Annotated in this window: 25 protein-coding genes; 20 read left to right on the forward strand and 5 right to left on the reverse strand. The window is 46.1% G+C overall.

Annotated features, from left to right (window positions below):
* Positions 1-54 precede the first annotated feature (54 nt).
* From dat to QWY22_RS06905, 5 genes are all read left to right on the forward strand, one after another.
* Entirely contained in the window at positions 55-903 is an 849-nt protein-coding gene (gene dat / locus QWY22_RS06885; RefSeq protein WP_300983680.1) for a D-amino-acid transaminase, read from the forward strand.
* 81 nt (positions 904-984) lie between these two features.
* Positions 985-1,524 carry an RNA 2',3'-cyclic phosphodiesterase gene (thpR, locus tag QWY22_RS06890; RefSeq protein WP_300983681.1) on the forward strand — a complete coding sequence of 180 codons (540 nt, stop codon included), beginning with the start codon at positions 985-987 and terminating at the stop codon, positions 1,522-1,524.
* A gap of 21 nt (positions 1,525-1,545) precedes the next feature.
* Positions 1,546-2,478, forward strand: coding sequence for a diacylglycerol/lipid kinase family protein (locus QWY22_RS06895; RefSeq protein WP_300983682.1), 933 nt, complete (start codon positions 1,546-1,548; stop codon positions 2,476-2,478).
* Positions 2,475-3,125, forward strand: coding sequence for a tRNA (guanosine(46)-N7)-methyltransferase TrmB (gene trmB / locus QWY22_RS06900; protein ID WP_300983683.1), 651 nt, complete (start codon positions 2,475-2,477; stop codon positions 3,123-3,125). Before QWY22_RS06895 ends, trmB begins: the two co-directional genes overlap by 4 nt.
* A 20-nt stretch (positions 3,126-3,145) precedes the next feature.
* Positions 3,146-4,000, forward strand: coding sequence for a YtnP family quorum-quenching lactonase (locus QWY22_RS06905; RefSeq protein WP_300983684.1), 855 nt, complete (start codon positions 3,146-3,148; stop codon positions 3,998-4,000).
* Positions 4,001-4,032: 32 nt separating this feature from the next.
* Here the strand turns inward: QWY22_RS06905 and QWY22_RS06910 are convergent, their stop codons facing one another.
* Positions 4,033-4,347, reverse strand: coding sequence for a PepSY domain-containing protein (locus QWY22_RS06910; protein ID WP_300983685.1), 315 nt, complete (start codon positions 4,345-4,347; stop codon positions 4,033-4,035).
* A 167-nt stretch (positions 4,348-4,514) separates the two neighbouring features.
* Between QWY22_RS06910 and QWY22_RS06915 the strand changes: the two genes are divergently transcribed.
* From QWY22_RS06915 to ccpA, 13 genes are all read left to right on the forward strand, one after another.
* Positions 4,515-5,588 carry a M42 family metallopeptidase gene (locus QWY22_RS06915; RefSeq protein ID WP_300983686.1) on the forward strand — a complete coding sequence of 358 codons (1,074 nt, stop codon included), beginning with the start codon at positions 4,515-4,517 and terminating at the stop codon, positions 5,586-5,588.
* A 42-nt stretch (positions 5,589-5,630) separates the two neighbouring features.
* The gene (locus QWY22_RS06920) at positions 5,631-6,179 is read left to right on the forward strand and encodes a DUF84 family protein (RefSeq protein ID WP_300983687.1); all 549 of its coding nucleotides are present in this window, start codon (positions 5,631-5,633) and stop codon (positions 6,177-6,179) included.
* A 33-nt stretch (positions 6,180-6,212) separates the two neighbouring features.
* Complete coding sequence (locus QWY22_RS06925; RefSeq protein WP_300983689.1) at positions 6,213-6,722, forward strand: hypothetical protein; 510 nt, start codon at positions 6,213-6,215, stop codon at positions 6,720-6,722.
* An 18-nt stretch (positions 6,723-6,740) separates the two neighbouring features.
* Positions 6,741-7,058, forward strand: coding sequence for a thioredoxin family protein (locus QWY22_RS06930; protein ID WP_053165401.1), 318 nt, complete (start codon positions 6,741-6,743; stop codon positions 7,056-7,058).
* Positions 7,059-7,118: 60 nt separating this feature from the next.
* Positions 7,119-7,934, forward strand: coding sequence for a DUF1444 family protein (locus QWY22_RS06935; RefSeq protein WP_053165402.1), 816 nt, complete (start codon positions 7,119-7,121; stop codon positions 7,932-7,934).
* Positions 7,931-8,539 carry a YtpR family tRNA-binding protein gene (gene ytpR / locus QWY22_RS06940; protein ID WP_300983690.1) on the forward strand — a complete coding sequence of 203 codons (609 nt, stop codon included), beginning with the start codon at positions 7,931-7,933 and terminating at the stop codon, positions 8,537-8,539. The genes QWY22_RS06935 and ytpR overlap by 4 nt, the downstream gene beginning before the upstream one ends.
* Positions 8,540-8,545: 6 nt before the next feature.
* Complete coding sequence (locus tag QWY22_RS06945; protein WP_300983692.1) at positions 8,546-11,230, forward strand: DNA translocase FtsK; 2,685 nt, start codon at positions 8,546-8,548, stop codon at positions 11,228-11,230.
* A gap of 155 nt (positions 11,231-11,385) precedes the next feature.
* Positions 11,386-12,699, forward strand: a complete 1,314-nt coding sequence (gene murC, locus QWY22_RS06950) for a UDP-N-acetylmuramate--L-alanine ligase (RefSeq protein ID WP_300983693.1) — start codon at positions 11,386-11,388, stop codon at positions 12,697-12,699.
* Between the two features lie 139 nt (positions 12,700-12,838).
* Positions 12,839-13,330, forward strand: coding sequence for a DUF948 domain-containing protein (locus tag QWY22_RS06955; protein WP_036804904.1), 492 nt, complete (start codon positions 12,839-12,841; stop codon positions 13,328-13,330).
* A gap of 29 nt (positions 13,331-13,359) precedes the next feature.
* Complete coding sequence (locus QWY22_RS06960) at positions 13,360-14,274, forward strand: YtxH domain-containing protein (RefSeq protein ID WP_300983694.1); 915 nt, start codon at positions 13,360-13,362, stop codon at positions 14,272-14,274.
* A 16-nt stretch (positions 14,275-14,290) separates the two neighbouring features.
* The gene (gene ytxJ, locus QWY22_RS06965; protein WP_300983696.1) at positions 14,291-14,620 is read left to right on the forward strand and encodes a bacillithiol system redox-active protein YtxJ; all 330 of its coding nucleotides are present in this window, start codon (positions 14,291-14,293) and stop codon (positions 14,618-14,620) included.
* A gap of 169 nt (positions 14,621-14,789) precedes the next feature.
* A complete protein-coding gene (locus tag QWY22_RS06970) occupies positions 14,790-15,875 on the forward strand; it encodes a bifunctional 3-deoxy-7-phosphoheptulonate synthase/chorismate mutase (protein WP_036804901.1) in 1,086 nt (361 codons plus the stop codon).
* Positions 15,876-16,064: 189 nt separating this feature from the next.
* Positions 16,065-17,060 carry a catabolite control protein A gene (gene ccpA, locus QWY22_RS06975; RefSeq protein ID WP_300983697.1) on the forward strand — a complete coding sequence of 332 codons (996 nt, stop codon included), beginning with the start codon at positions 16,065-16,067 and terminating at the stop codon, positions 17,058-17,060.
* 47 nt (positions 17,061-17,107) lie between these two features.
* Here ccpA and QWY22_RS06980 read toward each other — a convergent pair whose 3' ends face one another.
* The 3 genes from QWY22_RS06980 to QWY22_RS06990 are packed head-to-tail and all read right to left on the reverse strand — an operon-like array spanning position 17,108 to position 19,554.
* The gene (locus QWY22_RS06980; RefSeq protein WP_300983699.1) at positions 17,108-18,286 is read right to left on the reverse strand and encodes an acetoin utilization protein AcuC; all 1,179 of its coding nucleotides are present in this window, start codon (positions 18,284-18,286) and stop codon (positions 17,108-17,110) included.
* On the reverse strand, positions 18,256-18,900 hold the full coding sequence (locus tag QWY22_RS06985) for an acetoin utilization AcuB family protein (RefSeq protein WP_300983700.1): 645 nt from the start codon (positions 18,898-18,900) through the stop codon (positions 18,256-18,258). Before QWY22_RS06985 ends, QWY22_RS06980 begins: the two co-directional genes overlap by 31 nt.
* Positions 18,901-18,921: 21 nt before the next feature.
* The gene (locus QWY22_RS06990) at positions 18,922-19,554 is read right to left on the reverse strand and encodes a GNAT family N-acetyltransferase (RefSeq protein WP_300983701.1); all 633 of its coding nucleotides are present in this window, start codon (positions 19,552-19,554) and stop codon (positions 18,922-18,924) included.
* Between the two features lie 169 nt (positions 19,555-19,723).
* Here QWY22_RS06990 and acsA point away from each other — a divergent pair, with 169 nt between their 5' ends.
* Positions 19,724-21,442: an acetate--CoA ligase gene (gene acsA, locus QWY22_RS06995; protein ID WP_300983703.1), complete on the forward strand. Its 1,719-nt coding sequence runs from the start codon at positions 19,724-19,726 to the stop codon at positions 21,440-21,442.
* A gap of 58 nt (positions 21,443-21,500) precedes the next feature.
* On the opposite strand, the gene QWY22_RS07000 is transcribed toward acsA, so the two are convergent.
* The gene (locus QWY22_RS07000) at positions 21,501-24,476 is read right to left on the reverse strand and encodes a transglycosylase domain-containing protein (protein ID WP_436836785.1); all 2,976 of its coding nucleotides are present in this window, start codon (positions 24,474-24,476) and stop codon (positions 21,501-21,503) included.
* Between the two features lie 343 nt (positions 24,477-24,819).
* On the opposite strand from QWY22_RS07000, the gene tyrS reads away from it, so the two are divergent.
* Positions 24,820-26,085 carry a tyrosine--tRNA ligase gene (tyrS, locus tag QWY22_RS07005; protein WP_300983705.1) on the forward strand — a complete coding sequence of 422 codons (1,266 nt, stop codon included), beginning with the start codon at positions 24,820-24,822 and terminating at the stop codon, positions 26,083-26,085.
* The last annotated feature ends 419 nt before the right edge of the window (positions 26,086-26,504 follow it).

A 26,504-nucleotide genomic window follows, 5' to 3' on the forward strand; every position in this document is an offset into this window, starting at 1 on the left:
TTTTGCAAGACCCGTGGAATACGGCATTAGAAAATGAGGAAAGAGGGATTGGACATGGAGTGGATTTTGCATAACGGTGAGTTTATTCGGGAAAATGAGTTGAACGTATCAAAAGAAGACCGGGGGTACCAATTCGGCGACGGGATTTATGAAGTCATCCGGGTGTACGAAGGCAATTTGTTTACGGCAAAAGAACATATCGACCGTTTCTATGACAGCGCAGAAAAAATCAAGATTGTCATTCCTTACACGAAAGATGTGTTCCATAAAATGATGTATGACTTGGTGGAAATGAACGAAATCGACAACGGCCAAGTATATGTACAAATTACGCGTGGAGAAGCAATGAGGCAGCATCATTTCCCTCAAGTAACTTCTCCGGTGCTTGTGGCTTATCCGAAAAAAGTAGAACGTCCGGTGGAAATGATGGAAGCCGGAGTAAAAGCGGCATTTGTAGAAGATGTCCGCTGGCTACGCTGCGATATTAAAAGCTTGAACCTTCTTGGCAACGTAATGGCTAAGCAGGAAGCTCATGAAGCAGGCGCTTATGAAGCGATTCTGCACCGCGGTGAAGTGGTGACGGAAGGATCTTCTTCAAATATGTACGGAATTAAAAACGGCGTCATCTATACGCATCCGGCTACAAACTTGATCTTGAACGGCATTACGAGACGCGTGATTTTGGAGTTGTGCAAAGAACAGGGCATTACGGTTCAGGAAACGGCTTTCACTAAAACCGAAGCGCTTGAAATGGATGAAATCTTTATGTCGTCTACGACAGCTGAAATCATGCCGATCATTCAAATTGACAGTCAAAATATTGGTGAAGGAGTTCCTGGGGAACTGACGAAAAAACTTCAGCAGGCGTTCGAAGCCAATTTAAAATTAACGGTAAAATCATAAATGAGACAAAGTGATCGGCGAAAGCCGATCGCTATTTTTTTGTGGTGATATCAATGGTAAACTGAAGAGAGGTGATCACTTATGCAGGCACATTATTTTATTGGCATCAAAATTCCTGAAGCAGCAGCAAAAAAACTGGACCAAGCAAGAAAGGGCTGGAATCTTAAAAGCCATAAGCGTTATACCCATTGGGTCGACATGCACATCACACTGCTTTTCATCGGCAGCGATCCGCATGATGAAATTCGGGCGGCGCAGCAGGCACTTTCAACAATCCGCCATGCACCGTTTGAATTAACGACGAGCACAGTAAAAACTTTCGGCAATCCTGCTACACCGCGCATTGTTTATGCAGCGGTGGAAGACAGTCCGGCGCTTGCAGAGCTGCAGGCTAAAGTCAGGGAAGCGCTGCGTCCGTTACAATTGAATCCGGACGGAAAGCCGTTTGTCCCTCATATCACTTTAGCTGGTAAATGGGCAGGCGGTCCGCCGCTTGATATTGACCTGACAGTGCCGGCTTTGACGTTTCCGGTAACGGAATTTACCGTTTTTCGGATTGAGCCCGGCAATGTGCCAAAGTATATACCTGAAGCAAGCTATCAACTGAAAGAAAGCGTTTAAACACGCGATAGGCGATGTCCAATGAAAACAGTATTCATCATAAATCCAGCGGCTGGCAATGGCAATGCCTTAAAAAAATGGAGCCGTTTTGCCGAAACCATCCGTTTCCCATATGAAACGGTGTTCACACAAACGGCTGGGCATGCTGCAACGATCGTTCGTTCTTATAAAGAAGCTGGTGACAAAATGCTGATCATCGGCTTTGGCGGGGACGGCACCTTGCGCGAAATCATCGCCGGAGCGGCGGGAGCCGAGCAGCTGATCGTGGGTGCGGTTGCTGCAGGATCCGGCAATGACTTTGGAAGAGGGTTCCACTCTTTTCCGACTGCTGAATCGATTGCAGAATTTCTAAAGCACCCAGAAGCCAAGCGGGAAGATCTAGGCGAACTGCAAAATGGGGGAATCCAACGGTTTGCCAGCAGTTCCGGCATCGGCTTGGATGCGGAAATATCGGCATTGGTTAACCGCTCAACAGTTAAGAAGTGGCTGAATAAAATCAATGCCGGCAAATTGGTTTACCTGTTGTATGTGGTTTTGACGCTGGCCCGCTTCAAAAAATTTCAGCTCACGATGGAACAACAAGGGCAGAAGAGGGTTTTTGAGGATGTCTGGTTTGCGACTGTCAGCAACCAGCCTTATTTTGGCGGCGGCATGAAAATATCGCCCGATTCGAAAACCGATGACGGCTTGCTGGAGCTGACGGTGGTCCACGGGATTTCCCGCTTGAAACTGCTGCTGGTCTTTGGTACGGTTTTTACCGGAAGCCATACGCGGTTTAAAGAAGTGCACCAGACGAGCGGCATTGAATACAAGCTGACGGTCGATGGGGCGATTTTCCGGCATACAGACGGAGATTACGCAGGAAAAACACCCATTCATGAAGCGGTAAGCTATACTGTAAGCGAGCATCATTGGTATGCCGTAAATACAAGAAAGAAAGAGGAAAGTAAATGAGATCACGTTATAAACCATGGGCAGCAGACTTAATCGCTGCCAACCCGGAAATTGTTATTCCGGATCCGGAGCAGCAAAAAGGCAAGTGGAAGGAAGTTTTCGGCAATGACAAGCCGCTTCATATTGAAGTGGGAACAGGCAAAGGCCGTTTTATCCTAGGCATGGCAAAAGCCAACCCGGAAGTCAATTATATCGGCATCGAGTTGTTTGACAGCGTCATCGTCAGTGCGCTCGAAGGGGTCCTTGAAACTGAAGGAGGCATTCCGAACTTGCGGTTGCTGCGGGTTAACGGAGCCGACTTGCTGGAGTTTTTTGAAAAAGGCGAAGTGGACCGCATTTATTTGAACTTTTCCGATCCATGGCCAAAAACGCGCCATGCGAAACGCCGCCTTACCTACAAGACATTTTTGGCGCTTTACGAATCAGTTCTTCCGCAAAACGGGGAAATCCATTTTAAAACCGATAACCGCGGCCTATTTGAATACTCGCTGGTCAGCATGTCGGAATACGGCATGCTGCTAAAGGATGTTTCTTTAGACCTTCACGCTAACGAACCGGAATGGAACATCATGACCGAGTATGAAGAGAAGTTTTCGAAAAAAGGGCAGCCGATTTACCGGCTGGAAGCACAATTCAACGAGAATTAAAGACTGGGAGGAATTTGGGGATGGAGAAATTTCAGTTTCATGACATGGCATTAACTTGGCTGGACGGGGGAACAACTTGGCTGGACGGAGGCACAATGTTTGGGGTGGTGCCGAAAGTTGTCTGGTCTAAACGATACCCAGTGACCGAGGAGAACCAGATTGAATTGCCGACACATCCGGTGCTGGTACAGTATAAGGGCCATAACATCATCATCGACAGCGGACTCGGCTCTGGAAAACTGACAGACCGCCAAAAACGGAATCTTGGCGTATCCGCCGAATCGCGCATCGATGATAACTTGGCAGAGCTTGGGCTAAGTGCTGCAGATATTGATACCGTCTTGATGACGCATCTGCACGGAGACCATGCCGCAGGTTTGACGAAACAACAAGGCGAGACATATGTTTCGGCATTTCCGAATGCCAAAATCCACGTTTCCGCCGTCGAGTGGGAAGAAATGCAGCATCCGAATATCCGATCCAGAAATACATACTGGAAAGAAAATTGGGAGCCGATTGTGGATCAAGTGGAAACCTTCGAAGGCGAAAAGACCTTGTTCGACGCCATTACGATGATCCACACTGGCGGCCATTCCAACGGCCACAGCGTCATCAAAATGGAAAGCGGCGGCGAAACGCTCCTGCATATGGGCGACATTATGCCAACTCATGCCCACCAGAATCCGCTGTGGGTGCTTGCTTATGACGACTATCCGATGGATTCCATTTATGCCAAGGAAAAGCTCATGAAAGAAGCGCTCCAAAATGGCTATTATTTCTCGTTCTACCACGATGCCTATTACCGGGTCCTTAAATGGAGTGCGGATGGCAAAGAGATTGTCGAATCGGTGCAGTACCAAGAGAAAAAGCTATAAATAAAAAAGCCGGCTGAATGCCGGCTTTTTTTTTAGACTTTATTTACTTCAAGAACAGCTCCGGTATACGCATCTGCGAGGAACTCGAATTGCTCGAGCTCATCTTCGCGGTGCCGGGTGATGCCGCCTTTATAAACTTCTGTTGTAACTGCATGCTGTTTGTACGGTTCGGTTTTCATGAAAATCCACGAGCCGTCGATCGGTCCTTCTTCTTTAAACGCTGTTTTAACGCTTTTCAGTACATCGTCAGCCGGGTAAAGCGTAGCTTTTCTGTCATAGACTTCTCTGATGATATAAGTCGCTGCAACACCCGCTGCAAATCCAACCAATAAATCTCGATTTTTCACAAGAATCCCTCCTATACGTGCTCCATAAATTGTAACACAAAATTTTATTTCGCCATACAAAAGTGCTAAGCAGAATGTATTTCTTTCGATAATCGAAAGAAGAAGCTGGAAATCAGCCCAAAAAAGCTCTAAACTTGAATTAGCAATCCATTAGGAGGAACACTTAGATGAATAATGAAACGCGCGAGTTGTTTAAAACATTAACTGAACTTCCTGGAGCTCCGGGAAATGAACATGCAGTGAGAAAATTCATGAAGCAAGAACTCGAAAAATATTCGGACGAAGTCGTTCAGGATAATCTGGGCAGCATCTTTGGCGTCAAGAACGGCCCGCAAGACGGCCCGAAAATCATGGTAGCCGGCCATATGGATGAAGTCGGTTTTATGGTCACGCAAATTACCGACAACGGCATGCTCCGTTTCCAGCCATTAGGCGGCTGGTGGAACCAGGTAATGCTGGCTACACGCGTAGAAATTATTGCCGGCGACAAAAAAATCCAGGGCGTTGTTGGATCCATTCCTCCGCATTTGCTGAGCGAAGAAATGCGGAGCAAGCCGATGGATATGAAGAATATGCTGATCGATATCGGAGCAGACGACAAAGAAGATGCATTGTCCTTCGGCATCCGTCCTGGCCAGCAAATTGTGCCGTTCAGTCCGTTCACTCCGATGGCAAATGACAAAAAAATCATGGCAAAAGCTTGGGACAACCGCTACGGCTGCGGATTGGCCATTGAATTGCTGAAAGAACTGAAAGATGAACAATTGCCGAACCAATTGTATTCAGGCGCAACCGTTATGGAAGAAGTGGGACTTCGCGGAGCCCAGACGGCTGCTGCAATGATCCAGCCGGATTTATTCTTCGCACTGGATGCAAGCCCGGCAAACGATGCAAACGGCGATAAAAATGAGTTTGGCCAATTAGGAAAAGGCGCATTGCTGCGCATCTTGGACCGGACCATGGTCACACACCGCGGCATGCGCGAGTTCATCCTGGATACGGCGGAAACGCATCATATTCCGTATCAATACTTTGTTTCACAAGGCGGAACGGATGCAGGACGTGTGCATACAGCCAACGAAGGCGTACCAAGCTCTGTTATCGGTATTTGTTCCCGGTACATCCACACTTCTGCGTCGATTATCCATACAGATGATTATGCAGCAGCAAAAGAATTAATCACGAAACTTGTCAAAGCGGCAGACCGCACGACACTTGAGACCATTAAACAAAACGTCTAAAAAGTGCCTTCGGGCTCTTTTTTTTTGAAAGGAATGATTGAAATGAAAAAAATGAAGGTAGCCATCGCTTCGAAAAACCCTGCGAAAGTAAAAGCGGTTGAAGCGGTTTTGGAAAAACTGGACCTTGTGTATGACTTGGCTCAAGCAGATGTAGAGTCCGGCGTTTCTGCTCAGCCAATGTCCCTTGCTGAAACGCGGCAAGGGGCAATCAACCGCTCAAAATCGGCATTGTCCGAAACACTTGATTTGGCGATTGGGCTGGAAGGCGGCGTTTATGATCTGGAAGGGCAAATGTATTTGTGCAATTGGGGAGCATTGTCGACAAGCGAAGGGCAACTTTACACAGCTGCAGGTGCACAAATTCCGTTGCCGGATGAAATTGCCGAGAAATTGCGGGCAGGGCAAGAATTGGGTCCAGTGATGGACGACTATGCGAATGAAACCGGCGTCCGGCACCATAAAGGAGCTGTCGGGATTTTGACGGCGGGGTTCGTTAACCGGGATGAAATGTTCGAGCATATTGTCAGCCTATTAGTCGGACAATATGTAAGAGGCATCGATACAGTTGCAAGTGCTCCGAAACATCTTTAAAATAAGAACAAGTATGGATAGGGAGGAATAAGTGTGCCTCGTAAAGGATTTTTTGCAGGAATAATCATATCGGCGGCTTTTTTAGGCGGCTGTCTGGCATTGCCGGAAGAACGTATTGCAGCCGGCGTCGCAAAAGTGGCTGCAGCTTTTGAAGACGAGCCGGTTGAAACCAATGAAAGTTCAGATGGGACTGAACTTTATGTGCCAAGAAGCTATACCATCGAGGAGCCTTCTGACAAACAGAATATCATGATCACCAAAGGAAGCGACTCCTATGCGTTATTTATCAACCCGAACGAGGCAGCAGACAGCACGTTATTCTATGACCTTCAAAAGGCCAATCCAGAACAACAATGGGTAGCTGATGAAACTTTTGAACAAAGTGGACGGTTCGGCTTTACAACCGTCCGGGAAATCGCTGAAGACCGCTATGAATTGGTTGTAAGCGCTGGCGGCGTCAAGTTGACCACCATTTCCGAAGAACGGGACATTGAAAAAAATATGGACTGGATGATGAAAACAGTCCGATCCATCGAAAATTAGACGTTAGGGGATAGCCGAATGAGAACATTAACTACTACTGAAGAATTCCATGAATTGGCAGCCAACAAACCGGTTGTCTTTATGTTTACAGCAGGCTGGTGCCCGGATTGCCGTGTAATTGACCCGATCATGCCCGATATTGAATCGTCTTTCAGCGATTTTACGTTTGTGTCGGTAGACCGCGACAACTTTATTGATTTGTGCATTGAAAAAGACATCTATGGCATTCCGAGTTTTCTTGCTTACACAAACGGCAATGAGGCAGGGCGTTTTGTCAGCAAAGACCGCAAAACACAAGAAGAGATTGAGGCTTTTTTGACCAATCTGCCTAAATAACAAAATGACGGTTCGCCACTTCTGGCAGAGCCGTTTATTTTTGAAAGAAGGGATTTTTAGATGAAACCGACTGAACTGATCAACCTCTTAAAAGAACGGATGCCGAGCGAACAGCTTGAATGGCGGCATGACCGCGAAAAAAATAATCTGCATATCCGCCATAAAGGCATTGGAAAAGGAATGACGCTTGGCGTACCGCAAGTCATTAACCGTTATGAGGCCAAAGGAGAAGCCGCTATCCAGGAAATCGTCTATACGATTACAGAAACCTTCGATGCGATGGAGAAAGAGGCAAAAGGTGAGCTTCAATCGTCCGAGCATATTTATCCGGTCATCCGCTCGACTTCGTTTCCAACGGAATCCAACGAAGGCCATAAATTCGTTACATCCGAGCATACAGCGGAAACGCGGGTATATTATGCCCTTGATGCCGGAACCACCTATCGCTTAATTGATGAAAATATGTTAAATTCATTAAGTCTCACTGTAGAGCAGCTGAAGGAAATTGCCAAATTTCAGGTCAGAAAACTGAAAACAGCTGTGAAAGAAGACCAAGTCGCAGGCAATGTGTTTTATTTTTTAAATGAAAACGACGGCTACGACGCTTCGCGTATCTTAAATGAAACTTTTCTTAAAGACATGAAAGCAAAAATAACAGGGGATATGACGGTATCAGTGCCGCACCAGGATGTGCTGATCATCGGCGATATCCGAAACGAAACGGGCTACGATGTATTGGCCCAGATGGCCATGCATTTCTTCACAAACGGCAAAGTACCGATTACTTCATTGTCATTCATCTACGAAAATGGAGAATTGGAGCCGATTTTCATCCTGGCCAAAAATCGACAAAACAAGGAGAACGATAAAAAATGAATGCATTCTACAATAAAAATGGTATAGGCGATGTCCTATTGGTTCAACTTGAAACAGAAACTCCTGAAAAAATCCACACAGAACAAATGGACGATGTCACGTTGATCAAAGACGAAAAGGGCAACATTGCCGGCTTCAACTTATTCAGTGCTTCCACCTATATGGATTTGGGCGAGGCCGCTTCAGTAGACGTATCTGAAGAATTGGTGACAGCGTTGCAAAATGCCTTGGAAAAGAACGGTGTGGATTTGACGCTGGAAGTCGATCTGTCTCCAAAATTTGTCGTGGGCTACGTGGAAGCGAAAGAAAAGCATCCGAACGCAGACAAACTAAGCGTTTGCCGGGTTTCAGTAGGCAGCGAGGAATTGCAGATTGTCTGCGGCGCACCAAATATCGATCAAGGCCAAAAAGTGGTTGTTGCCAAAGTCGGCGCTGTTATGCCTTCTGGAATGGTGATCAAAGATGCTGAGCTTCGCGGAGTTCCGTCAAGCGGCATGATCTGCTCTGCAAAAGAATTGGCATTGCCGGATGCCCCACAAGAAAAAGGAATTCTTGTTCTGCCGGAAGATGCAGAAACAGGTTCCGCATTTGAAGTAAAGGCGTGACGCAAAATGAGTTGGATTAAAAATCTATGGGATCGTTTGTTTTTCCAAGACACGGATGAAGAAATAATTGAAGTGGCTCCGGAGCAGGAAACGGAACCCGATGTCCGGCCGAAGAAATCGCCGTTCCGCTTTCCAGTCATAACCGATACAGAAAAAGAAGCTTTCTTAAAACAAAATCCGCGGGGGCGCCTGGCAGAAACGGTGAAGCGGGAAAAACCAAAAGCGGAGACTCTTCATACCGCTCCGAAGCGCAGACCGCACAGCCCGGCTTTAAACCAGAATCGGCGCCATGATCCTGGGCAGCCTTACTTGCCGGATTACGATGCACCAAAACAAACAACGCCTATGGCAGAAGCCTATATGGTGTCAAAGCCGGCTAAAAAGCCGATTCCGAGAACAACGGCGCCGAGAGCCCCAAGAGAAGTACAGCAACCTGTTGCCCGACCGGTATCACCAAAGCCGTCCCGTCCGGCAACTCAGCCGTATGAAGCGCCGAAATTCACGAAAACCCGTCATGTTGACACGCAGCCGATTAAGAAAACCCGCAGTTTCCAGCCAACCCGTGTACCGTCTCCGGTCTATGGCTATGGAGATGCAAATTCGGTTCCGGCACTGGGTACTTTAGAGAAAAAAGGGCTTCAGATTGAAGAAAAGAAAATTCAGCCGGAGCAATCGCCTCAGGATATCCGGATTAACGAAACGGACATGAGCCGGAACATGGAAAAAGAAGCAGCGGTACACGCTAACGAAACAGCTGCATTGCCAGCTGCAGAACATGTTCCGGAACTCATGATTGTTGAAGAACAACCGCTTTTCGAAGATAATCAGCCGGAAACCGAAGAAGTGCAATTAAATGAAATAACTCCAGATCCGCAACAACAAACAAACTTTGAAAATCGGGAAACTGCTGATCTTATCGCTCAACCCGATGTTGAAGCTGAAAAGGCAGCGGAACTGCCAAGTGTGGAACAATCCTTGCCAATAACTCCGGATTCTGTTGAGCCGAAAGCAATAAAGGAAGCTGCAAAACCGGAAACGAAACGGGAAAAAACCGTGCCGTTCAATGTATTGATGCTGAAATCCGATAAAGAACGCCAAAAAAAAAACAGCCAAGCAAGGCCAGCGGTCCTAGACCGTAAGCCGGCAACAGAAAATGCTGAACCGCTTCCCGCTAAAAAACGGGACGTAAAGACGCAGTTGATGTCTGAAGTGATCGCTTCATCACAACCTGCAGAACCAGTTCAAGAACCAGTTCAAGTGTCGGTACAAGAAACGGCGGCGCCTTACGAATACCCAAAGCTTGACTTTCTGCGGCCTCCAGAAAATGATCTGATTGATGAAACGTGGATGGAAGAGCAGGGAGAGCGCCTGATTGAAGCTTTGTCCTATTTCCAGATTCAAGCTTCAATTCTAAGCATTGTACAGGGTCCTGCTGTCACTCAATTTGAATTGACCGTAGCCCAAGGTGTGAAAGTCAGCAAAATCCGCAACTTGGCGGATGATTTAAAATTGGCGCTTGCAGCGAGAGATATCCGGATTCAAGCGCCGATTCCTGGCAAGAGTTCAATTGGGATTGAAATTCCAAATCGAAAATCCCGTCCCGTGCGAATTTCCGAAGTGATTGGGAGTCCGGTATTCAAGGATTCGGAATCGCCATTGGAAGCAGCGATGGGCCTCGATTTGACCGGGAAGCCGGTTACATTGGATTTGCGTAAAATGCCGCATGGCCTGATTGCGGGAGCTACAGGCTCCGGGAAAAGCGTATGCATTAACTCGCTGTTGGTGAGCTTATTGTATAAATCATCGCCGCGTGATTTGAAACTGTTATTAATCGATCCAAAAATGGTGGAACTCGCTCCATACAACCATATCCCTCATTTGATCAGCCCTGTTATTACCGATGTCAAGGCAGCAACCGCATCATTGAAATGGGCTGTTGAGGAAATGGAGCGCCGCTACCAATTGTTTGCGCATGTGGGAGTCCGTGATTTGAACCGCTACAATAAACTGGTTAAAGAAAAAGGGGATCACGCCCAGCACTTGCCATATATCTTGATTGTCATCGATGAGTTGGCTGATTTGATGATGATGTCGCCATCAGACGTAGAAGATGCCATTTGCCGGATTGCCCAAAAAGCGCGTGCTTGCGGAATCCATTTGGTCATTGCGACGCAGCGTCCGTCAGTCGATGTCATTACCGGATTGATCAAATCCAACATCCCGACGCGCATTGCGTTTTCTGTATCCTCTCAAGTGGACAGCCGGACGATTCTGGATTCGCAAGGAGCGGAACGGCTTCTCGGCAGGGGAGATATGCTTTATCTTGGAAACGGCATGTCCGCGCCGGTGCGCCTCCAAGGCACATTCGTGACAGATGACGAAATCGAAGAAGTGATTGCGCATGTCCGAAAACAAGGGGAGCCGGAGTACTTCTTTAAAGAAGAAGAGCTTATTAAACGAAGTGAATCTCCAGATGTACAGGATGACTTGTTTGAGGAAGCCTGCCGCTTTATCATTTCGCAAGGCAGCGCATCCACTTCTTTATTGCAGCGGAAATTCCATATCGGCTACAACCGGGCGGCGAGATTGATGGACATGATTGAACAGCATGGCTTTATCTCGGAGCAAAACGGCAGCAAAGCCCGCGCTGTTTTAATAACAGAAGATGACATGGCTGATGTTTTTCAGTAATAAATGCCATTTCTTCACTAATTAACAGGAAATATCGGTTATTTCATCTCAAATTCGAAAGATGGTATAATCGAGTGATTACGATTTGTAGACGGCTATAGATCCGCCCAAGGCTATTTATAGACTATTCTTCAACTTCCACAGGAGGTTCATTTATGACAGTATTACATTTTACCGGGATTAAAGGTTCGGGTATGAGCCCGCTTGCTCAGATCATGCATGATATGGGAGAGCACGTACAAGGTTCCGATATAGAAAAACATTTTTTCACAGAAGACCGTCTTCGCGAACGGGGCATCACCATTCTGCCTTTTGATGAAAACAATATCCAGAAAAACATGACCATCATTGCAGGGAACGCATTTAATGATGAGCATCCGGAACTCGTCAAGGCACGTGAACTGGGTGCGACCGTTATCCGCTACCACGATTTTCTTGGCGATTTGATGAAGCAGTATGTGTCAGTCGCTATTACGGGCGCACATGGCAAAACTTCGACTACCGGCTTGATGGCACATGTGCTTGACGGATATAAACCGGTGTCGTATTTGATCGGGGACGGTACAGGCTTCGGGAAAGAAAATTCCCATTACTTTGTAGCGGAAGCTTGTGAATACCGGCGCCATTTTCTGGCTTACCACCCGGACTATGCCATCATGACGAATATCGATTTTGACCACCCGGATTATTTTACGGGGATTGATGATGTTTTTAAGGCATTTGAAGAAGTGGCCCAGCAAGTCAAAAAATGCATTATCGCCTGCGGAGACGATGAGCACCTTCAAAGAATCCAGGCACCTGTGCCTGTTGTCTATTACGGATTCGGCCCGGAAAATGATTTTCAGGCGCGGAACGTTGTAAAAGACACAGAAGGCACGACATTCGACGTGGTCATCCGGAATGAATTTTTCCATACATTCAATATTCCGATGTTTGGAGACCATGCCGTTTTAAATGCACTTGGTGTTATTTCTTTATGCCATTATGAAAACATACCAGCGGATATCATTCAGCAGCAATTGTCCAACTACGGCGGTGTAAAACGCCGGTTTACCCAGACAGAACTGGGCGGCAACATTTTAATCGATGATTATGCACACCATCCGACAGAAATCCGCGCTACCTTGCAGTCGGCGCGCCAGAAATTTCCGGACCGTGAGTTAATCGCGATTTTCCAGCCGCATACGTTCACGCGCACTCAAACTTTTCTGCAGGAATTTGCGGACAGCTTGAGCGGGGCGGACCACGTTTACTTATGTGATATTTTTGGTTCGGCACGCGAGCAGGCTGGCACCTTGACCATCCAGGATCTTGTGGAAAAAATCGAAGGCAGCCACGTCCTGCAGGCTGACAATGTATCACCTTTGCTTTCGCACGAACAGGGCGTCTACTTGTTCATGGGAGCAGGAGATGTTACCAAGTTCCAGGAAGCTTTTGAAAAATTAATTACTTCTCAGGAGACAGTTTGACTTTAAAGTCAAATTGTCTTTTTTTTATGAAGGATTTCCTGCGGTTTTGTGGAATAAAACTAAAGACCCTGTGTTTAGACAGACTAAGGGTAGGGTAGAAAAGAGATATAACAGTTTGTGAAAAGAAGGAGGAAACAGTATGGATTGGAGTATTTTGCTTTACATAGCTGCCATTGTTGCCGCTATCGGATTCTTAATTTTATGCGTGGCTTTAGCTATGACATTAAACTCGCTCAAAAACACTTTAAAAGAAGTGTCAGGCACTGTATCCGGCCTGGAAAACCAACTACAGGGTGTCACGTTGGAAACAACAAACCTGCTGCACAAAACAAATGCTTTGGCAGAAGACATCCAAGTGAAATCTGAAAAATTGAATACGGTGGTTGACGCTGTAAAAGGTGTCGGCAATGCTGTAACAGATTTAAACTCATCTGTCCGCCGCATTACAACTACTGTGTCTTCACAAGTGGAAGACAATGAAGAAAAAATCGCTCAAGTTGTGCAATGGGGCAACGTAGTAATGGGCATCCGCGACAAATGGAAAGAACGCAAAATTTACGAAGCACGCGCTTCTTCATCTTATGCACCTGTTCCAGGGCAAAAGCGCTTGCCGCATAACGACCAGATTTAACAAAACCAACAATAATGGAGGAATGTAAAATGACACAAAGCAACAACAATAACAACAACCAAAATCCGAATTACAACGAGTCTCAATACAATAAAAACTACTATTCTCCAACCGATCAAAACACAAATCAGAATTCTTACTATGCAAATGAAAGCGCGTTTAACCAAACGGACTACGTGCCGCAATCATATGGCATGGGCAACCGCTACGACGATCTATACGATTATGAAGAAGAAGCTGGATCAAAAGACTTCATCATCGGAGCATTGGTCGGCGGTATTATCGGGGCAGCTGCAGCATTATTCCTGGCGCCTAAATCCGGCAAGGAATTGCGCACGGACTTAAATACACATGCAAGCACTTTGAAAGAAAAAACGTCCGGCTACACGGATACAGTAAAAGAAAAATCAAGCGGACTGACCCAACAGGTGAAAGAGCAGTCGTCTAAAGTGGTCGACAAAGCAAAAAGCCTGAAAGGCGGCCAGTCACCAATGGATGACGGCACTGCATCTTCAGAAGGCGAAGAACAGATTGAAATGCTGAATACAGTTCAAAACTCTGTAGACCAAGCTGAATCAGCTGGCCACGAAGCATTTGCTTCAACTGCAAGTGCATTAAAAGAAGCCGTAGAAGAAGTGAAGGAAGAGAAAAAATCCAACACGGCTACTACAAGCGGTATTTCTAGCACAACAGGAACTACAGGCACTACAGGGTCAACCAGTTCAACTGGCTACTCTACAGGGAACACAAGCTCAACAGCTTCTGGCACTACAGGAAGTAGCACAGCTTCGAATTCCAGCAAAAACAACACAAACAGCAACAACTCAAATTCAAACAAAAACAGTTCAAGCAACACTTCAAACTCAAACAAAAACAGCTCTACCAATAGCTCAAACAACAGCTCTAACAAAAATAACTCCGGCAACAACAAATCAACGAAATAATCTGGGAGCGGATCCAATGGATAATCTAGTGCGTGTACAAGATTTAGACAGTTTAAAACAGGCTACGTCCGGTACAGAACATTATTGGCTGTTTAAACACAGCAGCACATGCCCAGTATCCGCGGCAGCCTGGAATGAGTTCAATGAATATTGTTCTTTGCATCCTAACCAATTATTTTTGTTTCTGGTAGTCCAGGAAGACCGTGAACTGTCGAAAAATATTGAGGCGCTGACGCAAATCAAACATGAATCGCCGCAGCTGTTCCATTTTTCGAATCAATCGGTTGATTGGCATGCTTCACACGGGGATATTACAAGCAAAGCGATGCAGGAATTTATCGCTTAAAAGAAAAGCCGAAGCCTTGGTGCTTCGGCTTTTTGCTGCGGAAAATACTTTAGCGCGTTGAATCGCTAAAATAAATTGCGTGACTTTATCGAATACTTTGCTTATAATAACACTATTATGTTAATATGATTCACTAAGTAAGGTGATTCACGAAAGGGGAAGTAAAAGAATGAGCCATTCAGAATTAGAACAGCTTAGAGAAAAAGTTGATGCGGTCAACCTGCAAATCCTTTCTCTTATCAACGAAAGAGCAGCAGTCATCCAAGAAATCGGGAAAATCAAGGAAAAGCAAGGGGTAAACCGATACGATCCACTGCGTGAGCGCCATATGCTGAATCTGTTAAAAGAAAATAATAACGGTCCGCTTGCACAAAAAACCGTTGACCATATATTTAAAGAAATCTTCAAATCCGCATTGGATATGCAAGAAGAAGATCACCGCAAGGCTCTATTGGTCTCGCGTAAAAAGAAAGCCGAAGATACGATCATTACAATTAACGGCGAACGCATTGGAGATGGCACACCTTCCTTCATCTTTGGTCCATGTGCAGTAGAATCCCAAGAGCAAGTCTCTAAAGTGGCTGAAGCTATCGGCGCCAAAGGCCTTCGGTTAATCCGAGGCGGCGCGTACAAACCGCGTACTTCTCCATATGACTTCCAAGGGCTTGGACTTGATGGGCTGAAAATGTTGAAAGCGGCTGCCGAGCAATACAATTTGGCGGTTGTTTCTGAAATCGTTACACCTCATCATTTGGAAGATGCGCTGCCTTACTTGGATGTTGTCCAAGTGGGAGCCCGCAACATGCAAAACTTTGAGTTGCTGAAAGCAGTTGGCCAAATCAACAAACCGGTCCTCTTGAAGAGAGGGATGTCCGCAACTGTCGATGAATTCATCAATGCTGCTGAATACATCATCGCTTCCGGCAATAGCCAAATTATCCTTTGCGAACGCGGCATCCGTACTTACGAAAAAGCGACGCGCAATACATTGGACATTTCAGCAGTTCCAATCCTGAAGCAAGAAACGCATCTTCCGGTGTTTGTGGATGTTACTCACTCTACTGGACGCCGCGACTTGTTGCTTCCGGCGGCTAAAGCTGCCATAGCAATTGGCGCTGACGGAGTAATGGCTGAAGTCCATCCGGATCCGGCTGTTGCTTTATCCGATGCAGCCCAGCAAATGGATTTAAACCAATTCGACGAATACTACGACGCTTTGATGAAATTCATGAAGCAATACGAATTGAAAATGTAATTCCAAAAAGCCGGGCGACCCCCGGCTTTTTCTTTTGTGTATAAAGTGTGAAGAGAACTTCAGGAATTTCCCCTGAAACTGCTGGAGTTTGACAAATAATGACCGTATAATCATACACAATCCTATTTTTAGTTGATATCACGAAAGTTTTTGTCGTATGATAAAAGATATAGGAAAGGAGGGCGCACCGTGACTGTTACAATTTATGACGTAGCTAGAGAAGCAAATGTGTCCATGGCTACCGTTTCACGCGTAGTCAATGGCAATCAAAATGTAAAACCTGCTACACGGAAAAAAGTATTGAAAGTAATCGAAGAACTTGGATATCGCCCTAATGCAGTAGCCAGAGGATTAGCAAGCAAAAAAACTACCACGGTCGGCGTCATCATTCCGGATATTTCCAACAGTATGTATGCCGAACTTGCCCGTGGAATTGAGGACATTGCCACAATGTACCGCTACAACATCATTCTGTCGAACTCGGATCAGAATGAAAACAAGGAACTTCAATTGCTTGAAACAATGCTAGGGAAACAAGTGGATGGAATAGTTTTCATGAGCGATGTTATTTCAAGTGAACTTCTTTATGAAATGAAACGATCTCCAACTCCAATTGTGCTGGCTGGATCGATTGACGATTCCAATGCAATCGCTTCTGTAAACATCGATTATTACGGGGCAGCATACGAAGCAATGAAAAAACTGATTGACAATGGCCACACAAGAATTGCTTTTGTCTCAGGATTATTCAGCTCGAAAGTCAATAAAGACAAGTTGAAAGCCTACAGAAAAGCGCTGGAAGATGCCTCCATCGAAGTTGATGAGCAGCTTGTGATTGAATGTGATAATTCATACGATGAAGCGATTGAGGCAGTGAATACTTTGGCGCCGCATAAACCAACGGCTTATTTTGTCAGCAACGATGAAATGTCGATTGGCGTAATTCATGGCGTAGAAGCGAACGGCCAAAAGATTCCTGAAGATGTTGAAATCATCAGCTATGAAAATTCCAAATTAGCGCGTATGGCGAGACCGATGCTGACTTCAGTGGCTTTGCCGCTTTATGATATCGGAGCCGTTTCCATGCGTCTTTTGACAAAATACATGAACGGGGAAGAGATTGAAGAAAATCAGGTCATTCTTCCATACCGGATCGAAGAACGCGCGTCTACGAAAAACGCTTAAACCGAAAGGAGCTATCCCAGAAAGATCTGGGATAGCTTCTTTTTCAATTAAGCATTGCGGATCATGTACAAAGCCTTGTTCAGCATTTGATGGTTTTTATCGGTAATTTCTTCTTTGCGGGGAATGGCCTGATACATATTGGCCGGATCCTCCCACGTGCCGATAAGCGGCACCGGAGATTCCGGCTGCCATTTGGAAAGCCAGGATTCCGGCAAATCGCCTGTCGGCAAGGCCATATCGTTCATTTCCATCCAAATCAAAGACCATGCTCTTGGAACGACACGCCAAATATCATAACCGCCGCCGCCTACAGCAATCCAGCGGCCCTCACAGTACTCATGAGCCAGTTCGTGTGCAATACTGGGGATTTCCCGGTAAATGTTCATCGTGCCGTATAGGTGGGTTAGAGGGTCTAAATAATGGGCGTCAGCACCATTCTGGGTCAGAATCACATCGGGTTTAAAAAATTCGATAATTTCTTTCATCGCTGTCCGGTAGATTTCCAGGAAAGATTCGTCTTCCGTAAACGCATCTATCGGGAAATTGAAGGAAGTGCCGTAGCCTTGGCCGCTGCCGCGTTCATTGATATTGCCGGTGCCAGGAAACAGGTAGCGGCCGGTTTCGTGAATCGATACGGTGCAAACATCGGGATCGTCATAAAAGCACCATTGAACACCATCTCCATGATGGGCATCGGTATCGATATAAAGCACGCGGGCCCCGTACTTTTTCTTCATATAGTTAATGGCGACTGAGCTGTCGTTATAAATGCAAAAACCAGAGGCTTTTCCGCGGAATCCGTGGTGAAGGCCACCTCCAAGGTTTAAGGCATGCTGGGCTTTTCCTTCCATGACGTAATCCACAGCTGTCAAAGTGCCGCCGACTAGCCGGGCGCTTGCTTCATGCATGTTTTCGAAGATGGGTGTGTCTTCCGTTCCAATGCCGTAGCTTTCGCCCGCTTCCGGAGATATTTCGCCTCGGCTCGCTTTTTTTACAATCTCTATGTAGCGCGGGTCATGGGCAAGCATGAGCTCTTCGTCGGTAGCAACACGCGCCGGCACCACTAAATTCTCTGGAAGCGCATTCATTTTACGGAGCAAATCAATCGTCAATACCAGCCTTTTTTGGTTGAAGGGATGCGTATCAGAAAATTTATACCCCAATTGATCTTCTGAATAGACAAAAACAGCATGTTTTATTCGTTCATTTGTGGTGTGTTTGGCCATAAGACATCAAAACCTTCTTTTTTTAAGTCGTTTATAATGGCTAGCGGATTCATGGTTTGTACACGGAAAACCAGAATTTTATTGGAGCTGTTTTTTTTATCGGGGTAGACAAGTACACTTAACACGTTGACGTGCTGGTTATAGAATACTTTTGAAACTTCATAAAGAATGCCGGAACGGTTAGGCACCCGGATTTCAATATGGGAACCGGGTTGGTGGGCACCCGTCAATTCAATGTATTTATACAATAAATCCGTTTCGGTGAGGAATCCAACCAATTTGTCCTGGCTGACTACAGGCAGGCAGCCGATTTTTTGCTCATAAAAGATCAAAGCGGATTCTTCGACAAAATCCATCGGGTGCGCGGTAATCGGATTTTTTGCCATGATTTCAGAAACCAGTTTTTCGTAAGCATTAATTTTAGGTGATACAGAAAATCGGGAAGGCAATGCATCCTTCAAATCCCGTTCAGTTACCACGCCGACGACTTTTCCGCCATCTACAACAGGTGCATGGCGAATCCGCTTTTCTTCAAACAAATCGACAACGTCCTGGACGGTTTGGCCAGGCTGCAGCGTATATACATCGGTTTTCATAATTTCTTCAATTAGCATGGAAACACCCCTTATTTCATATCAATACATATAACGGTTCATAAAACGAAGCTGATCAAATTTCTGGACGGATTCAGGGTCGACCCGTTTGCCGATTCTTGCCATTAGGCAATTAGCGGGATGGGAACTGATTTCTGGATCATCGGTTGCATAATATTCAAGCCCGCCGGCCTGCATCATTTTTTCCATGATTTTTCGGTATTCCCAGACATTCAAGCCGGTTCCTTTTAAATCCCAATGCCAGTAATATTCGGTGGTTATGACAATGAAATCTTCGAATGCATCATCCAACATCGACACCTTCAGCAAGGATTTTCCGACGCCTGTGCCGCGGAATTTAGGAATGACTTCGATGGCACCAAGTTCGATAAGGTTTTCCATTTTCCCTTCTGACCAACGCTCAAGTGGATCGGGATAAAGAAAAGTGACATAGCCGACAATCATGTTTTGGTCCCGGGCTATCAAAATCCGGCCTTCAGGCAAATCGGCAATTTCTGTAATGGCTTTATGCTGTTGTTCAGGTTGCCGAAACGCTACCAGGTCTTCATGGAAATCAAGCGCTTTCAATTCGCTGGATGGAATCGGCCCTTCAATGATGATTGTGCCGTGCTTTGTCTTTAACTCCATGGCATTATACGTTTTTTTATGTTCCATCATTTCACCGCCTGTTGGGTACAATTAGGTACATTATACATGAAAAGGAAGTAGAGTAGTGAAATTACATTAACAAAAACAGGCAGTTTTCTAAAAAGTTAAAATTATTCGCATTAAATTGTCAGAATGTTGTAGAATGGAAGAGAATCTATGCGAAAGGGTGATTTGGATGAAAGTGGAATTAATTCCAGCAACACAAGGGGAGCATCATCTACATAATTATGAAGAAATTGCAGCAGCCTTCGATTGGGCTGAAGTGGAAAAGGAATTCAGTTGGTATGAGACTGGCAAAGTGAATATGGCTCATGAAGCCATTGACCGCCATGCTGAATCTGACCGCAAAAACAAAGTAGCTCTTTATTACAAAGATCAGAACCGCCACGAGTCTTATACGTTTTATGAAATGAAACGTATGACCAACCGGGCTGCTAATTTATTGAAAGCGCATTCGGAACTGGAAAAAGGGGATCGCATGTTTATCTTTATGCCGCGTTCACCTGAGCTGTATTTTGCCATGTTCGGTGCGTTAAAAATGGGCCTAATTGTCGGACCATTGTTTGAAGCCTTTATGGAAGGCGCAATCTATGACCGTTTGGACGACAGCGATGCCAAGGCAATCATTACGACGCCGGAACTGTTGCCGCGGGTCCCGTATGACCGCTTGCCAAACTTAAAGACTATTTTCTTAGTCGGTGAGAATATTGAAGAAGATGGAAAGACTGTCGATTTCATGAAGCATATAAACGGTTCTTCTGACCAATTCGATATTGAATGGCTCGATAAAGAAGATGGGCTAGTTCTGCATTATACTTCCGGTTCTACCGGCAAGCCAAAAGGCGTTCTTCATGCACAATATGCCATGGTGCAGCAATATCAGACAGCCAAATGGGTGCTCGACCTTCAGGAGCAGGACATCTATTGGTGCACAGCTGACCCGGGTTGGGTGACTGGAACGGCTTACGGCGTATTCGCTCCTTGGCTGACTGGAACCACAACGGTCATTTTAGGCGGGCGCTTTTCTCCGGAAGGCTGGTATAAAGCCATTGAAGATTTTGGCGTTACAGTCTGGTACAGTGCGCCGACCGCTTTCCGTATGCTGATGGGAGCAGGGGACGCGTTAGTGAAAGAGTTTGATTTATCGACGCTGCGCCATGTTTTGTCTGTCGGAGAACCATTGAACCCTGAAGTTGTGCGCTGGGGCGTCCAAGTATTCGACAAACGGATCCATGATACGTGGTGGATGACAGAAACAGGAGCCCAGACTATCTGCAACTATCCTTCAATGGCGATTAAGCCAGGATCGATGGGGAAACCGGTTCCTGGCATCAAAGTGGCTATCGTGGATGATCAAGGCAAAGAACTGCCGCCAAACCAGATGGGGAACTTGGCCATTGAAAAAGGCTGGCCTTCAATGATGCGCCAGATTTGGAACAATCCGTCTAAGTATGAATCGTATTTCTTGAACGACCAATGGTATGTTTCCGGAGATTCGGCATACATGGATGAAGAAGGCTATTTCTGGTTCCAGGGCCGAGTTGATGATGTAATTATGACTTCGGGTGAACGCGTAGGCCCATTTGAAGTGGAAAGCAAGCTGCTTGAGCACCCGGCAGTTGCAGAAGCAGGGGTCATTGGGAAACCGGATCCGGTCCGCGGAGAAATCATTAAAGCGTTTGTCGCTTTAAACGAAGGCTACAAACCATCGGATGAATTGACTCAAGACATCCAGCAATTTGTGAAAAAGGGCTTAGCTGCACACGCTGCTCCAAAGGAAATCGAGTTCAAAGACAAGCTTCCGAAAACGCGAAGCGGTAAAATCATGCGCCGGGTTCTAAAAGCCTGGGAATTGGATTTGCCAACAGGCGATTTGTCTACAATGGAAGATTAAGAAACCGAAAAAACCCCCAGCTGATTTTTCAGCTGGGGGTTCTTTTGGTGTTTTCGCCTTATGGGTCAGTAGGTTCTTCTGGTTCAGCAGGTTCATCAGCAGGTTCTTCAGGTTCAGCAGGTTCATCCGGCGTTTCAGCAGGTTCTTCAGGTTCTTCAGGTTCTTCTGGCTCTGCTGGTTCATCCGGTGTTTCTTCGGTTGGTTCTTCTGGTTCATCTGCCGGTGGAGCAGCCGGTTCATCCTTTTTCTCTTCCTCTTTTGGCGCTGGTTTCGGTTTTGGTGCTGCGACACTCACCGTGTTAGAAGCAGAAGACTGCTTGCCGGTGATATCGACAGCTACTACATAATAGCTGCCAGCCCCCGAAACTTTAAAGGAATTGCCGCGTGATTCAGAGATGGAAGCTAAAGAGCTGCCGCCGCTGCGGTATACCCGGTATCCCACAATATCATTGGAAGGGGAGTCGCTCCAAGTGATGGTTGTTCCGCTAATGCTGGCGCTGACACTTGATGGTGCAACGCCATCATGTTTCAATGTAGCGCCCGAAACGACTTTAGAGAATCTGGAGTTTCCAGGGAATAACTTGCCGGCATCTCCGCCGAATGGTGCAAGCATGCGGTCAATATATGCTTTTGACACTCCAGCGCCGCCGCTTGTAACAAACTCTCTTGGCGTGCTGTCCAGAGCCAAGTAACGGCTGCCGTTGACGGTTGTATAAGATCCGGAAGTCAAACTGTCATCCGCTTTTTTCGGGGTCATGACATTTTCGTTGAACAAGTCAGATGCGACTAGGCCAGCTGATGAACAGCCGCCGCCTGGTGCAAGGCCTGAAATGCTGCAGAACGAACGAGTGACGACGCCTTTTGGTGCTTTGAATGTTTCTTTAGCTCCGACTACATCCGGAGCCGTTTGATAAGTTGTATTCATTAAGCTCGCCCACAATTGGTTAACACGGACGGAAGGCTGTAAATTGGTATTTCGGAAATTATCAAGAGAGTATTTTTCTCTGTCATAGCCAAGCCAAACACCCATCGTGACATTCGGGTTATACCCAACCAGCCAAACATCTCTTGTTTCTTGAGTTGTACCGGTCTTGCCGGCAAAGTCAGCATTAAAGTCCAGCAATCCATTTGCACGGTTGGCGGTACCGCGATCCGTGTCAAATACATCACGCAGCATATCCGTTAAGATGTACGCTGTCTGAGGCGTGTAAATTTCTTTTTCCTCGGCTTTATGTTCAAAAACTACATTGCCATCCGCGTCTTCAATGCGTTCGATCATGAACGGATCCACTTTTTTGCCGCCATTGGCGACAGTAGCGTAACCGCTTGTCAATTCTTCTACAGAACCTTCAATCCCTCCGCCTAGAGCAGCGGAAGCATTGTAGTTTTCATTTTCAACGACTGTAGAGAAACCGGCATTGATCAAGTAATTGATCGGCATTTGTTCTCTAATTTGGCCATATAGGCGGAGGGCAGGCAAGTTTTGGGACTGTGCCAGTGCATCGCGCGCCGGCATGATGCCTTGCTCGCTCGTCGGAACAAAGTTGGCAGGCGTCCAAGCCTTGCCGTTGTCATTTAAAGTGAATTTTACATCGACTACGGGGCTGCCCGCGCCGATTGCGCCAAATTCAAGTGCTGGCCCGTATACAAGCAAAGGCTTTACGGTAGAGCCGATGGAACGGTAAGCTTGCGTCGCGTGGTTCAATTTCTCCACAGCGTGGTCACGGCCGCCGATAAAGCTTAAGATCCGGCCGGTTTTGTTTTCAATCATCATACTGCCGACCTGGACCGGAAGCTCTTTCATGACGGCTTCGCCTTCTTCATTGGTCGACTCAACCGTTAAAGTCGTGCCGTAGCCTTTGTAAGCATTTTTCGCTTTTTCATGGGCATCGTACAAATCTTTGTTGATGGTCGAGTGAATGCGGTAGCCGTTTGAGCGGACTGCCCGGTCAGCTAAAATTGCATATTCCTCGTAAATTTTGTTGTTTTCTTCCAGGGTCTTTGGATCAACGCCATCTTGCTCGGCAAGCACGTCCATAATGATGCGTGATGCCCGTTTTTCAAGTTCGACGGTGATATACGGATATTTCTCATATGAACGCTGTTCATCTTTGCGGAAATCTTTCACGATATCATAGGCAACCGCCTGATTGTATTCTTCTTCCGTGATATAGCCGGTTTCTTTCATGCGGAACAATACTGTTTTCATCCGGTCAATGCCAGGCTGTAAACCTTCCGCATTTTTTAACTCACCGCCTGAAGAATAAGGGGTATAGCGGAAAGGAGCTTTTGGAATTCCGGCGATAAATGCTGACTGCGGCAAACTCAATTCGCTCGCCGATTTATCAAACAGTCCGTTCGCAGCAGTTTCAATGCCGGCAATGTTGGCGCCGGAAGAATTTCTGCCGTAAGGGATGATGTTCAGATAAGCTTCCATGATCTCATTTTTAGACATGAATTTCTCAAGACGCATGGCAAGCAGAATTTCTTTTGCTTTCCGTTCATAGGATACTTCGTTCGTCAAAATCTGGTTTTTAATCAGCTGCTGGGTCAGCGTAGATCCCCCGGTCTGGCTATCGGAATTGGATACATCCTGGAACAATCCGCGAAGGATCGCTTTTGGCACAATGCCTTCATGTTCCAAAAAGTACTCGTCTTCGGTAGCGAGAACTGCATCAATCGCTGTTTTTGCAACTTTGTCCAATTGGGTTTCTTTGCGTTCCAAATCAGTCTGGATTTTTCCGATATAGACGTCATTATCGAAAAACATCTCGGACGTTTCTTCGTAGCTGTAAATTTCTCCGCGCATTTCATCAGGGGTCCGAAGTTTTTCTTCGTCCACTAAAGAAGCAAAATAACCGGCTCCGACAGAAGCGGCAAATACACCGCCCGCGACTAGTATAATCGCCAGCAGAATGGCCAAGTTCCAAAAGACGCTTGTCGTGATGCTTAGCCGTTTATACCACTTTGCGGAGGTCCATCTATTTAAAGTTTCTTCAGTTTTCCTGAGAACATTTTTCACCTTATCTTGCACTGTAATCATCCTCCTAAATCTGGCTTTATTATAGCATATTCTGTGAATTGCAACGAAAAAGATTGACAATATGCCAGATTGAAGTAAACTAACTAATATATTTTCATATTCAAACGAAGAAGAGTCCGAAGTAGGGCGTGCGAACTTTGTCCAGAGAGCCGGTGGAAGGTGTGAACCGGTCAAAACGCAGCGGCTGAATTACAGGCTTGGAGTTTACGGAAGTGCCCCGTACGGCACATGAAGTCGGGAGATTTAAGTCTCCAAGCTGGGTGGTACCGCGCAAAAGCGTCCCTGCATGAAATTCATGCAGGGGCTTTTTTATTTTCATTGAGGAGGAATTGGAATGGGCAACGAATTGATTGAAGACTTAAAATGGCGGGGTCTGCTATACCAGCAGACTGATGAAGAAGGCATGGCGAAATTATTGGAGGAACAAAAAATTTCCTTGTACTGCGGAGTGGATCCAACAGCAGACAGCATGCATATTGGGCATATTGTGCCTTTATTGACATTGCGGCGTTTCCAGATGCACGGCCATCAGCCGATTCTGCTTGTCGGCGGAGCGACCGGGATGATCGGAGATCCGTCTGGCCGCAACGAAGAACGCCAGCTGCAATCTACTGAACAGATTGATAAAAACGTAGATGCGATCAAAGTTCAAATGGAACGTATTTTTGATTTTAACTCAGAGAACGGAGCTCGTATGGTCAACAACCGCGACTGGATCGGCGAGATGAGCGTCATCGAGTTCCTGCGGGATTACGGGAAACTGATTTCCGTCAATTACATGCTGGCAAAAGAATCTGTAGCCTCCCGTTTGGAAAGCGGCATCTCGTTCACCGAGTTTACGTACACGCTCATCCAGGCGATAGACTACAATCATTTATACAATCATTACAATTGCCGGGTTCAGATCGGCGGATCGGACCAATGGGGGAATATCACTTCAGGCCTTGAAGTGATCCGCAAAACACACGATGAAGAAGCAAAAGCATTTGGCATTACGATTCCATTGGTAACGAAAGCGGATGGCACGAAATTCGGCAAGACGGCTGGCGGAGCCGTATGGCTTGATGCGAAGAAGACTTCGCCGTACGAGTTTTACCAGTTCTGGATTAACACGGCGGATGCCGACGTAATCAAGTACTTGAAAATTTTCACGTTCATGGAGCGTAAAGAAATTGAAGCATTGCAAGAATCAGTGGAAACAGAAGCGCATTTGCGTAAAGCACAAACGGTTCTGGCGGAAGAAATGACGAAGTTGATCCACGGTGAAGAAGCGCTCCAAGATGCACAGCGCATCACCAAAGCATTGTTCAGCGGGGATTTGAAAGCTTTGTCTGCTGAAGAAATGAAAGCGGCATTTAAAGATGTGCCTTCTGTTGAAATGGTGAAAGAGCCGAAAAGCATTGTCGACTTGATTGTAGAAGCCGGCATTTCGTCTTCAAAACGCCAGGCAAGAGAAGATGTGACAAACGGCGCCATTTCAGTGAACGGTGAAAAAGTGACCGATTTGGAATACGTCATTGACGAGAAAGACCGGCTGGAAGATGCCTTTGCCATTGTCCGCCGCGGCAAGAAAAAATACCATATGGTGCAGTTTCAATAAATAGAAGAAATGACTAAAGCAGCCGGGATATTTCCTGGCTGCTTTTCATTTTACTTCTATTGAAAAGGCGGAATTGCCGCTGCCTTGTTCCCAAACACTTGCATACGCCATGTCGACGCATTGAGCGTTCCAGTTGCTTTCCCAGCAGTAAGAACCTGGCGTTATTGAGACTATCCTGCCCTCAGCTTTAACGGAAGGTACTGGAGGAGAAGCGATATAGTTGTAGGCTATGAACAATAAAACTACAGACAACAGAATCGCAAAATTCCTGATCAGAAAAATCACTCCTCCATTTTTAGCAATAGACGAAAAGTGTTAAAGAAAAGTTACAGGAACTTAATGCCGCAGCAATATGAAGAAAACGTTTCATGTTTAAGGGCAGGGCAGAAGGGTATTTTGAAATTGTAGCATTTCCATTG

The sequence above is a fragment of the Planococcus liqunii genome (assembly GCF_030413595.1).
Taxonomy (GTDB): Bacteria; Bacillota; Bacilli; order Bacillales_A; family Planococcaceae; genus Planococcus; species Planococcus liqunii.